The sequence below is a fragment of the Providencia sp. JGM181 genome (genome assembly GCF_018257375.1).
Lineage (GTDB): Bacteria > Pseudomonadota > Gammaproteobacteria > Enterobacterales > Enterobacteriaceae > Providencia > Providencia lanzhouensis.
Map to the genome: position 1 here is coordinate 16,619 of NZ_JAERJY010000033.1, position 11,381 is coordinate 27,999.

Annotated in this window: 9 protein-coding genes; 3 read left to right on the forward strand and 6 right to left on the reverse strand. The window is 41.4% G+C overall.

Annotation, left to right across the window (positions count from 1 at the left end):
• Positions 1-64 precede the first annotated feature (64 nt).
• The 6 genes from hupB to bolA form a co-directional block, all read right to left on the reverse strand.
• Entirely contained in the window at positions 65-340 is a 276-nt protein-coding gene (gene hupB, locus JK188_RS06755) for a nucleoid-associated protein HU-beta (protein ID WP_006662768.1), read from the reverse strand.
• 238 nt (positions 341-578) lie between these two features.
• Positions 579-3,008 carry an endopeptidase La gene (gene lon / locus JK188_RS06760; protein ID WP_211886624.1) on the reverse strand — a complete coding sequence of 810 codons (2,430 nt, stop codon included), beginning with the start codon at positions 3,006-3,008 and terminating at the stop codon, positions 579-581.
• Positions 3,009-3,241: 233 nt separating this feature from the next.
• Complete coding sequence (gene clpX / locus JK188_RS06765) at positions 3,242-4,519, reverse strand: ATP-dependent protease ATP-binding subunit ClpX (RefSeq protein ID WP_211886626.1); 1,278 nt, start codon at positions 4,517-4,519, stop codon at positions 3,242-3,244.
• Between the two features lie 117 nt (positions 4,520-4,636).
• Entirely contained in the window at positions 4,637-5,257 is a 621-nt protein-coding gene (clpP, locus tag JK188_RS06770) for an ATP-dependent Clp endopeptidase proteolytic subunit ClpP (RefSeq protein WP_006657219.1), read from the reverse strand.
• Between the two features lie 516 nt (positions 5,258-5,773).
• The gene (gene tig, locus JK188_RS06775) at positions 5,774-7,078 is read right to left on the reverse strand and encodes a trigger factor (RefSeq protein WP_036953907.1); all 1,305 of its coding nucleotides are present in this window, start codon (positions 7,076-7,078) and stop codon (positions 5,774-5,776) included.
• A gap of 339 nt (positions 7,079-7,417) precedes the next feature.
• Positions 7,418-7,756, reverse strand: coding sequence for a transcriptional regulator BolA (gene bolA / locus JK188_RS06780; RefSeq protein WP_132496192.1), 339 nt, complete (start codon positions 7,754-7,756; stop codon positions 7,418-7,420).
• 262 nt (positions 7,757-8,018) lie between these two features.
• Here bolA and JK188_RS06785 point away from each other — a divergent pair, with 262 nt between their 5' ends.
• The 3 genes from JK188_RS06785 (at position 8,019) to JK188_RS06795 (ending at position 11,362) form a co-directional block, all read left to right on the forward strand.
• Entirely contained in the window at positions 8,019-8,600 is a 582-nt protein-coding gene (locus JK188_RS06785) for a YajG family lipoprotein (RefSeq protein WP_211886628.1), read from the forward strand.
• 184 nt (positions 8,601-8,784) lie between these two features.
• Entirely contained in the window at positions 8,785-10,311 is a 1,527-nt protein-coding gene (ampG, locus tag JK188_RS06790) for a muropeptide MFS transporter AmpG (RefSeq protein WP_211886630.1), read from the forward strand.
• Between the two features lie 277 nt (positions 10,312-10,588).
• The gene (locus JK188_RS06795) at positions 10,589-11,362 is read left to right on the forward strand and encodes a nucleoside-specific channel-forming Tsx family protein (protein ID WP_211886632.1); all 774 of its coding nucleotides are present in this window, start codon (positions 10,589-10,591) and stop codon (positions 11,360-11,362) included.
• Positions 11,363-11,381 lie beyond the last annotated feature (19 nt).

Below are 11,381 nucleotides of genomic sequence, written 5' to 3' on the forward strand. Positions count from 1 at the left end.
GATTAAAGACATTACGTCAGTTTGAGTTTTCGCAAAAATGCGTGAAAGACGAAACTAAACTCAATTAACCGTTAACAGCGTCTTTAAGACCTTTGCCTGCACGGAATGCAGGAACTTTTGCCGCAGCGATTTTAATTTCTTTACCTGTCTGCGGGTTACGACCTGTACGTGCTGCGCGTTGACGTACATTAAAAGTACCAAAACCAACTAAAGTAACATCATCACCCTTGCTCAGAGAAGTCGTTACAGAAGCAACGAAAGCATCGACTACGCGACCTGCTGCGGCTTTAGAAATGTTCGCTTCTGCAGCGATTTTTTCAATCAGTTGAGACTTATTCACTATTATCATCCCCATATTAGTTTTGACTTTATCGGTTAATTAACCAACTACAGTATAGTTAACATTACTAAGTATAGTTAATTAATGATGCAGCCGTTATATCAATCCTGAATATTAATGGCAAGAAAACAGATAGCACGCTAACCATTATCAGAATCTTCGCTAAAGTAACCACGAAAAAAAAGGCTGACAAGCCCTAAATTAGCTGTCAGCCTTAATTTTATACAAGCTTCTTGATTCAGCTCACTCTTTTAGCTTTCTTTTGGACCACTTCAGCCCCAAAAGGAGGATTGACTAATGCTAATGAGAGGACTTCTTCAATTGTCTTAACAGGATGGATTTGCAAATCAGCAATCACATTCTGAGGAATTTCTTCTAAATCACGTTTGTTATCATCAGGGATAAGAACCGTTTTAATACCACCACGATGAGCTGCCAGTAATTTTTCTTTCAGCCCACCAATTGGTAATACTAAACCGCGTAACGTGATTTCACCGGTCATCGCCACATCCGCTTTTACAGGGTTACCCGTTAAGCAAGAAACCAGTGCCGTTGACATTGCGATACCCGCACTTGGACCATCTTTCGGTGTTGCGCCTTCTGGTACGTGAACGTGAATATCACGTTTTTCATAGAAGTCACCGTTAATACCCAGTTTTTCTGCACGAGCACGTACCACTGTCAGCGCTGTTTGAATTGATTCTTGCATCACTTCACCCAGAGAACCAGTGTAAGTTAACTTACCTTTGCCCGGTACACAGGCTGTCTCAATGGTAAGTAAGTCACCACCAACCTCTGTCCATGCTAAACCAGTCACTTGCCCTACTCGGTTTTCGGTATCAGCATGACCGTAGTCAAAGCGACGAACACCTAAATAATCCTTCAGATTATCCGCAGTGATCTCAATATGCTTCAGTTTTTTATCCATCAGCAATGCTTTAACGGCTTTACGGCACAGTTTAGAAATTTCACGTTCTAATCCACGCACGCCAGCTTCACGAGTGTAGTAACGAATGATGCTCATAATTGCGCCATCATCGATAGATAACTCGCCTTTTTTCAAGGCATTACGCTCAATTTGCTTAGATAGTAAATGTCTCTTAGCAATATTCAGTTTTTCGTCTTCGGTATAACCAGACAGACGGATCACTTCCATACGGTCTAATAATGGTGCAGGGATATTCATCGAGTTCGATGTTGCCACAAACATCACGTCAGACAGGTCATAATCAACTTCCAGATAATGGTCGTTGAATGCAACGTTTTGTTCTGGATCTAACACTTCTAACAGTGCTGATGCAGGATCTCCACGCATGTCTGAAGACATTTTATCGATTTCATCCAGTAAAAATAGTGGGTTTTTAACCCCTACTTTCGCCATTTTCTGGATAAGTTTACCCGGCATTGAACCAATATAAGTACGACGGTGACCACGGATTTCCGCTTCGTCACGAACCCCACCCAGAGCCATACGGGTATATTCACGCCCTGTTGCTTTAGCGATAGATTGCCCCAGAGACGTTTTACCAACCCCTGGAGGTCCGACTAAGCATAAGATTGGCCCTTTGATTTTACTAACACGGCTTTGAACCGCGAGGTATTCAAGGATACGGTCTTTAACGCGCTCTAAGCCATAGTGATCTGTATCGAGCACTTCTTGCGCTTTCACTAAATCTTTTTTGACTTTACTGCGCTTATGCCACGGAACCTGAACCATCCAATCAATGTAGCTACGAACCACAGTCGCTTCAGCTGACATTGGAGACATCATTTTCAGCTTCTGCAATTCCGCTTCGGCTTTTTCTTGTGCCTCTTTTGGCATTTTCGCTTCTTCGATTTTGCGTTTCAGCGATTCATTTTCATCTGGAGCATCATCCATTTCGCCAAGTTCTTTTTGAATCGCTTTCATTTGCTCATTCAAATAGTACTCGCGCTGGCTTTTTTCCATCTGTTTTTTCACGCGGTTACGAATGCGTTTTTCAACTTGCAGTAACTCAGTTTCTGATTCCATCATTGCCATCAGGAACTCAACACGTTCAGCAATGTTTGCCATTTCTAAAACGCGCTGTTTGTCTGCCAGTTTTAACGGCATGTGTGAAGCAATCGTATCAGCCAGTTTATCTAGCTGGTCTTGCTCAATCGCATGCAGTGAGGTCAGAACTTCAGGTGGAATTTTTTTGTTCAGTTTGATGTAGCTTTCGAACTGGCTAACAATCGTGCGATATAATACTTCTTGCTCTTTTTCGTCAACCAATTCCGCAGTGCTTGGCACTTTTGATGCGTCATCATAGATAGCCGCTTTCGCACTATCATTTGCTAGATATTCAGCTTGTGCTAAGAAATACTCGCCGTTATCGGTCAGGCTAGTAATGCGAGCACGACGTAGTCCTTCAACTAGCACTTTAACGGTACCGTCAGGTAGTTTCAGCATCTGGATCACAGATGCAATTGTCCCAACAGTAAATAAATCATTCACCCCAGGTTCATCGGTTGAGGCTTCTTTTTGCGCAACCAGCATCACTTGCTTATCATGATCCATTGCTGCTTCCAGACTGTGAATGGATTTTTCACGTCCAACAAACAGTGGGATCACCATATGTGGGTACACCACTACATCACGCAGAGGCAATACTGGTATTTCAATGCGTTCGGAACGCTCTGGATTCATAAAGCTCTCTCTTCGTTTAGCACACGCCAGTTAAGGGTTTCTGCTTATAACAGAAAAAATTCTTGTAAAACACTGTGATATAAACAGTGCTCTTTCAAAATAAGGAAACCACAACTAAGAATATAAACTATATGGGGACAAGATTTTAGCATTCAATGGTTAGTTAAGCATAAAAAACAAAATGAGGGTTACCCCTCATTTTGATTGATTATTTATTGAACACAGACGAGAAGTTAATTATCGCCAGAAGCTTGAGCATCCGGTTTGCTGTAGATTAACAGTGGTTCTGACTGTTCATTAATCACATTTTCATCTACAACGACTTTCTCAACATCACTCATTGAAGGTAGATCGTACATGGTGTTAAGTAGAGCAGCTTCGACGATTGAACGTAAGCCACGAGCACCGGTTTTACGCGCCATCGCTTTTTTCGCTATCGCCGTTAATGCTTCTTCACGAAACTCTAATTCAGTGCCTTCGAGATTAAACAGAGCTTGATACTGTTTAGTCAATGCGTTTTTCGGCTCTTTTAAGATCTGAATCAGTGCTTCTTCACTCAGTTCAGTCAAGGTGGCAACCACAGGTAGACGACCGATAAACTCAGGAATCAAACCAAATTTAATGAGATCTTCAGGCTCAGCTTGAGTGAGTAACTCACCTTCGGTTGCCTTCTCTGATTCACCTGTAACTTGCGCCGCAAAACCAATACCTGAACGAGTATTCAGACGTTGACCAATAACTTTATCCAACCCGGCAAATGCACCGCCACAGATAAACAGAATTTTCGAGGTATCTACCTGTAAAAACTCTTGTTGCGGATGCTTACGACCGCCTTGTGGCGGAACCGCGGCTACAGTGCCTTCAATCAGTTTCAGTAATGCTTGCTGCACCCCTTCACCTGATACGTCACGCGTGATGGATGGGTTATCGGATTTACGAGAAATTTTATCAATTTCATCAATATAGACGATACCACGTTGAGCTTTCTCAACATCATAGTCGCATTTTTGTAGCAGCTTCTGGATGATATTTTCAACGTCTTCACCCACGTAACCCGCTTCAGTTAATGTGGTCGCATCCGCCATAGTGAATGGCACATCTAAATAGCGAGCTAACGTTTCTGCTAATAAAGTTTTACCACTACCCGTTGGACCAATGAGCAGAATGTTACTTTTGCCTAATTCAACACCATCGCTGGTTTTATCGCCATTACGTAGACGTTTGTAGTGGTTATAAACAGCAACCGCTAATACTTTTTTCGCTTTTTCTTGACCAATAACGTAGTCGTCAAGATGCTGTCTGATTTCGTGGGGAGTTGGCAACTCACTACGCTCGCGATGCGGAGCCAGTTCTTTGATCTCTTCACGGATGATATCGAGGCATAAATCCACGCATTCATCACAAATATAGACTGACGGACCGGCAATCAGCTTACGCACTTCATGCTGACTTTTTCCGCAGAAAGAACAGTACAGCAATTTACCTGCTCCCTCTTTGCGTTTATCTGTCATCAGTAGACCTCACTTATATTTATAATACCTTGTTTTATCTAATTTTCGCAGCAAAACAAGGCAACAAATTTTCAAAAACTTTAGGATATAAACTAATTATATCAAAATATTTACAAATTAACGGCTGGTATAAATATGATCAACCAGACCATATTCTTTAGCTTCATTTGCTGATAAGAAACGGTCACGCTCTGTGTCACGACTAATTTCTTCAATGGATTTCCCAGTATGTTGGGCCATCAATTCATTCATGCGCGATTTCACTTTCAAGATTTCTTGAGCGTGAATTTCAATGTCTGTCGCTTGTCCTTGATAACCACCTAATGGTTGGTGGATCATGACGCGAGAGTTTGGTAAGCAGAAACGTTTACCTTTTGTACCTGCGGTTAATAAAAACGCACCCATTGAGCACGCTTGTCCCATACAGATAGTACTCACATCAGGCTTGATAAATTGCATGGTGTCGTAAATAGACATCCCAGCAGTGATCACGCCGCCTGGTGAGTTGATATAAAGTTGAATATCTTTCTCTGGGTTTTCTGCTTCAAGAAATAGCATTTGAGCGACAATTAAGTTCGCCATATGATCTTCCACCTGACCAGTCAGGAAGATAATACGTTCTTTTAATAGACGTGAATAAATATCATATGAGCGCTCACCTCGAGAGGTTTGCTCGATAACCATTGGCACAAGTGCCATTTGGGATGCTAACTGCTCCTGACCGCCAAAATGTGACATCGAAATCTCCTATTAAAAACTTTCTGGTGCTTGCGCCTAATTTGCTGTCTGTCCGCCATTTTGGGCAGGGCTCGTGCTACAAACAATATTTCTAAAAAACAATATTTCTAAAAAACACTCTTTCGAAGTTAGTTGTGTCTGCCTGCTTATACTCTTCACTTACTTCATTATTTTAGTCACTTTTTTAAATCTTAGTTAAAAAGTCGCTAAAGAATTAAGCCAGAATACAGTTGAAAACTCAGCGATAGGCAAGACGCTCTGTTACAGAGTTTAACACAAGTCTATCTAGTTACACGGTTTTATACTGTCGAAAAATGTGTTCCACACAAAAATCCCATCATCATCTAGCGAACGATATCTTGATGACTCTTATTATAATTAGGGTTTAAATGTAATTTTCAAGATGATTTGCACAAAGTCTAAATATTACGACGCTAATTGACAAAAAACCCGCAGTGAAACACCACGGGTTTTGCTTTGTACTTCTAAAAAGAAGAGTACTGCTAAAAAGAAAAATTAACCAGCTTGAACTTGGTTCATCAGCTCAGTGAAGTTAGTTTCTTTTTCAGTTACTTTAGCCGCTGCCAGAATAGTTTCTACAGCTTGCTCTTCTAATGCTAAGTTACGAACACTGTTCATCAGCTCTTCATTTTTGCTGTAGTATTCGATAACTTCTGATGGATCTTCGTAAGCAGAAGCCATGTCTTCGATCAGTGCTTTAACACGATCTTCGTCAGCTTTCAGCTCGTTAGTACGGATAACTTCGCCTAACAGCAGACCAACAATTACGCGACGTTTAGCTTGTTCTTCGAACAGTTCACGTGGTAATTCCATCGCTTGTTTTTCGTTGCCACCAAAACGCTGTGCAGCTTGACGACGCAGAACATCGATTTCACCATCAACAACTGCTGCTGGGACTTCGATTTCGTTAGCGTTAACCAGACCTTCCAGAACTTGCGCTTTAACACGGTTACGAACTGCATTTTTCAGCTCACGTTCCATGTTTTTACGAACTTCTGCACGCAGACCTTCTACTGAACCGTCAGCAATACCGAAACGCTTAACGAATTCTTCAGTAAATTCTGGCAGTTCACGCTGTTCAACTTTCTTCAGAACGATTGCGAATTTAGCCGCTTTACCTTTCAGGTTTTCTGCATGGTAATCTTCTGGGAAGTTAACTTCGATATCGAATTCTTCACCAGCTTTATGACCAACAACGCCTTCTTCGAAGCCTGGGATCATACGACCTTCGCCCATAACCAGTGCGAAATCTTCAGCTTTACCACCTTCAAATTCTTCACCGTCGATAGAACCTGTGAAGTTAATAGTGATACGTGAATCAGCAGCTGCTGCATCTTCAACTTCTTTCCACTGTGCTTGTTGCTTACGCAGAGTTTCCAGCATGTCGTTGAGGTCTTCGTCTTTCACGGTTACAGCTGGTTTTTCAACTTCGATAGTTTCAAAACCTTTTAATTCGATTTCTGGGTACACTTCGAATTCAACCGCGTAAACGAAGTCTTTACCGTCTTCGAACATTTCTGGCTTGTAGCTTGGCGCGCCAGCTGGGTTGATTTTTTGTTCAATGATTGCATTGATAAAGTTACGTTGCATAACATCGCCCAGAACGTCTTGCATTACAGACGCACCGTAGCGTTGTTTAACGATGTGCATTGGCACTTTCCCTTTACGGAAACCATCAACACGGACTTTTTTAGCAACGTTAACCAGCTCGCTATTCAGCGCTTTTTCAATATCAGTGGCAGGAACGGTGATTGTTACACGACGCCCAAGGCCTTGAGTCGTTTCAACAGAAACTTGCATCTTCTTACCTCAAAATAAATCTTAGTGATCGGTCTACTCCAGAGTTATGCCATTAAATCATAATGGCAATCTCCCTTCCAGAACCGGGGGCGTTACTTTCATAACGGTCATCCCTGATATCAGAAGCGTCCCGAAACCTTACTGAAAATTAGACGCAGCATTATACCGATGCATGCGCCCTGAGTCGAGAAAAGCCGATAAAAGAAGCGATCATTCCTCTTTATTTGTGACTTTTCTGACTAAAAATTCATTTTCCTCTCTCAAATTGAGGAAAAAACGATCACTTACAGCCACTTGATAAATACACTATTAATATTCATATGTCATCAAGATGCTTAATTAGCGATTCACACCACCAACACCACGACAAGCAGGTGATTTTAGCGCTGTACTCGCTAATTCATTCCACTCTTTCGGAGTATAAGTGTGTAAGGCTAAAGCATGGATCCCACCTGCAAGCTCGTCAGCCAAAATAGCATAAATTTCACGGTGACGACCAATCATACGTTTGTTTTCAAATTTATCACTGACTAAAACCACTTTGAAATGGCTCTCTGAACCGGGTAACACATTATGCTGATGACTTTCATTAATCACCTCCATGTGTTCAGGTTCAAATGCAGACTGTAGCTTTTCACTCACGCGAGACTGCATAGTTTGTGGCATATTGGCGTCCATAGAGACTCCTAAGTTAATTAAAAAACGCTAAAGCACATTTGAAAAAAATCACCCAATCACGCTGCTGGTAACTATCTTCTTATTATAGAAATAGCGGATAATAGCATCTACATTGTTGAAACTATGGTCTGGGAATGCAAAATGTTCATCGACTGCACATTTATGCGAATTTTTTCTCAAACTGTTGTCTAATAGTGTGAGTTGTTGCACCCCGAACCATAACGGAACATTTTCAATTAGGAAAGATGAACTGGGAAGAATTATGTTAAGAAAACTGTGTTTTCCACTTTTTGCGTTATTTCTATTAGCGGGCTGTACTGCACCGTCTAATACGCTGTCCCTCGAACCTAAAATTGCATTACCAGCCAAAAACCCGACGCTCAATGCAACTTCAATTAGTGTGAGTAGCGTTGATAACCGTACAAATCGCTCCTTGGCTGAAATTAACAGAAACGGTACTTTAGAGGTGCTTAATCCCTCTCGCGATCCGCGTTATCTAATGCAAGAAGCTGTAGAAAAGCAGATGGCCGCTCGTGGTTTCATGGTGACTTCTCCCGCCAATATCAACTTAGTGGTTCAATTAAACAAATTGAACACGCAAGTGAGTGAAGGAAGTTTACGCCATAATATTACGGTTAACTCCAGCGTTGTCGTTAATGCGACCGCACCAAATGGCTCAACTAAGAGCCGGACTTATACCCGTAATTACAATACCCAAGGAGCATTAGGCGCAACCAATGAAAAAATTGCTGCGGCAATTAACCTTGCTTTAAGTGATTTAATTTCAGATATGGCGAAAGACCAAGAGCTCGCCGATTTTATCAGACAAAATTCACGGTATTAATCGCGCATCAAGAATGATTTCATACTAGTATCATTCTGGTTCATTAGAGGCTGCAAAAAAACAGTCTACTGTGTCCTACTAACCCAAGTTATTTCTTTAATATAAATAGCTTGGGTTGTTTTATCTTTCTACTGCGCCATTCTTCGCGCAACGGAATACACTAGATCCAGGCGATGAGGGAATAATGCCACGTTTTACACTACCCAGATTTACACTGCCCAATAATGTGACCTTAATTTTACTGGGATTCGTCTCAGGGTTGCCCTTGGCATTAACTGCTGGAACATTACAAGCTTGGTTAACCGTTGAAAAAATTGACATTAAAACCATCGGTTTCTTTTCTCTCGTCGGTCAGGCCTACGTTCTAAAATTTCTATGGTCCCCCATGATGGATCGCTATACACCCTCATTTTTAGGGCGCCGCAGAGGGTGGTTATTAACAACGCAAATTTTGCTTGTGATTAGCATTGCAGGCATGAGTTTTATGAATCCGTCGGAACATCTTTGGTGGTTAGCTGCACTAGCAGTCACTGTAGCTTTCTGTTCCGCATCCCAAGATATTGTTTTTGATGCCTATAAAACAGATTTATTAAGCGCAGAAGAGCGAGGTATTGGTGCAGCAACATCGGTCATGGGCTATCGTATTAGTATGCTGGTTTCTGGGGGATTAGCACTTTGGCTTGCTGATAAGTTCTTAACGTGGCAACAGCTTTACTTGTTTATGGCTGGGCTAATGTTTATTGGGATCTTCGCTACCCTATTCGCAAAAGAGCCCCAAGAAAATACCGCCCCACCAACTTCATTAAAAGATGCTATTTATGAGCCACTTGCCGAATTTTTTAGCCGAAATAATGCATGGCTGATTTTGTTGCTGCTCATCTTTTATAAGATGGGTGATGCTTTCGTTATGGCGCTAAATACCAACTTTTTACTCAATGCTCTTGGCTTTAGTTTGAGCGAAGTGGGTACAGTAAATAAAACCGTTGGTATGGCGGCTACAATCATCGGAGCCCTATTTGGGGGGTATCTGATGAAAAATATGAGCCTATTTAAAGCATTATTTGTCTTCGGTGTGCTCCAAGGTGGTTCGAATATTGGCTACTGGTTCCTCGCAGTAACACCGCCAAATATTATCAGCATGGGATCTATTATCTTCCTCGAAAATATCTTTTCAGGAATGGGAACTGCGGCATTTGTCGCCTTATTAATGACCTTATGTAATAAGTCTTTATCAGCCACTCAATTTGCCTTGCTTTCAGCATTATCCGCTGTAGGCCGTGTCTATATCGGTCCCGTCGCAAGTATTTTTGTCAGCACCTACGGCTGGCCAATGTTCTACTTAATTTCCATCGGCGTTGCAGTACCGGGGGTTTTATTGCTACTCGCTTGCCGAACTTCATTGTTATACACCCAAGATACGGGAGAGTTTCAACGCAGAGAGTTTTTCCCTCGAGAATATAAAATCGCGGTTTATGCGCTAATGGCAGCAGCATCTATATTGGCGGTTTGGTTAATTAGTTTACTAATCACATCATTTGCAGGCGTGAAAGTTTACTTGTTTACTTCCCATATATCCCTGTGGTTAGCGCTCCCGACTTATCAGAATCTCATATTTAACATTGGTATAGCCATTGGTGCTATCAGCCTTATTGTTGGTGGAACCCTCGACTTCCTCGCTGTCCGCAAAGCCATAAAACATAAATCATTCTGATATTTTTGATTGATTCCCATTCTATTCAGCTCACGACTCCCCCAAGTTAAACTAATTAATTTGGGGAATCTCTCCTTTTTTCGCAAATTAGATCTCTCTTGCAAATATCGCTTAAAGATTGATAAAAGCGTGATGTAAATCACTAATTTTATGAAAGATATTTTTTAATTACAAATTGAAAGCTTAATATCTCACATGTTTGAGGATGGTTAGTTGACAAGCTAAAAATTTGCGTAACAACTAATTTTTATTAATACATAAACGAAAATAATGTCTTATGAAAAAAACACTACTCTGTGCTGCTGCTCTAGCATCATTGGCAGGGACCGCGAATGCTGAAAATTTTCTTGGGTATCAGAATGGTTTCGCAGATATCAACGTGAACTATCTCGACTGGTCCCGTCATACAGAAAATAAATCTAAAAATACAACCCATAAGGAAGATTTCGCTTACTTCGAATTAGAAGGTGGCGCTAATTTTAATTGGGGTGAATTATATGGTTTCTTTGACGTTGAAAACCCATTTAATAAACAACATGAAGATCCAGGCAAAAACCAGCGTTATACGCTGAAAACAACAGCTCGCGTCTATATCGCAGATACTGGATTCAACTTATACGGCCACGTTTATGGTACTTGGTCTTTACCAGGTGACAAACACGGCGGCAACTTCCACGAAGTCAACACACTGTATGGTATCGGTTATAACACCTCAATTGGCGATCTGTGGTTCAAACCTTTCGTAGCTATGCACTATGTTGACCAAACCTATTATTCCGGTAATAACGGCTATGTGGTTGGTTGGGTTGCAGGTTACAACTTCAAAATGTTCCAAGAAGATTTCATGATCACTAACTGGCATGAAATGGAATTTGCACGTCATGAGCGTTATGGTAACGGTGGTCGTGATGGCGTGAACGGTGCATTAGCTTTCTGGTGGAACGCCACGCCAAATTTAGCTGCTGGTGTTCAATATCGTTATGCTGACAATAAGTTAGGTGATGATTTCTACCAAGATGCAATCATTTATACATTAAAGTATAACTTCTAGTGACTAAGGAAATATCTGT

Bases quoted from the DNA above. Each gene is read 5' to 3' on its own strand.
- lon (WP_211886624.1), bottom strand. From the start codon at position 3,008: ATGAATCCAGAGCGTTCCGAACGCATTGAAATACCAGTATTGCCTCTG.
- clpX (WP_211886626.1), bottom strand. From the start codon at position 4,519: ATGACAGATAAACGCAAAGAGGGAGCAGGTAAATTGCTGTACTGTTCT.
- clpP (WP_006657219.1), bottom strand. From the start codon at position 5,257: ATGTCACATTTTGGCGGTCAGGAGCAGTTAGCATCCCAAATGGCACTT.
- tig (WP_036953907.1), bottom strand. From the start codon at position 7,078: ATGCAAGTTTCTGTTGAAACGACTCAAGGCCTTGGGCGTCGTGTAACA.
- bolA (WP_132496192.1), bottom strand. From the start codon at position 7,756: ATGGACGCCAATATGCCACAAACTATGCAGTCTCGCGTGAGTGAAAAG.
- JK188_RS06785 (WP_211886628.1), top strand. From the start codon at position 8,019: ATGTTAAGAAAACTGTGTTTTCCACTTTTTGCGTTATTTCTATTAGCG.
- ampG (WP_211886630.1), top strand. From the start codon at position 8,785: ATGCCACGTTTTACACTACCCAGATTTACACTGCCCAATAATGTGACC.
- JK188_RS06795 (WP_211886632.1), top strand. From the start codon at position 10,589: ATGAAAAAAACACTACTCTGTGCTGCTGCTCTAGCATCATTGGCAGGG.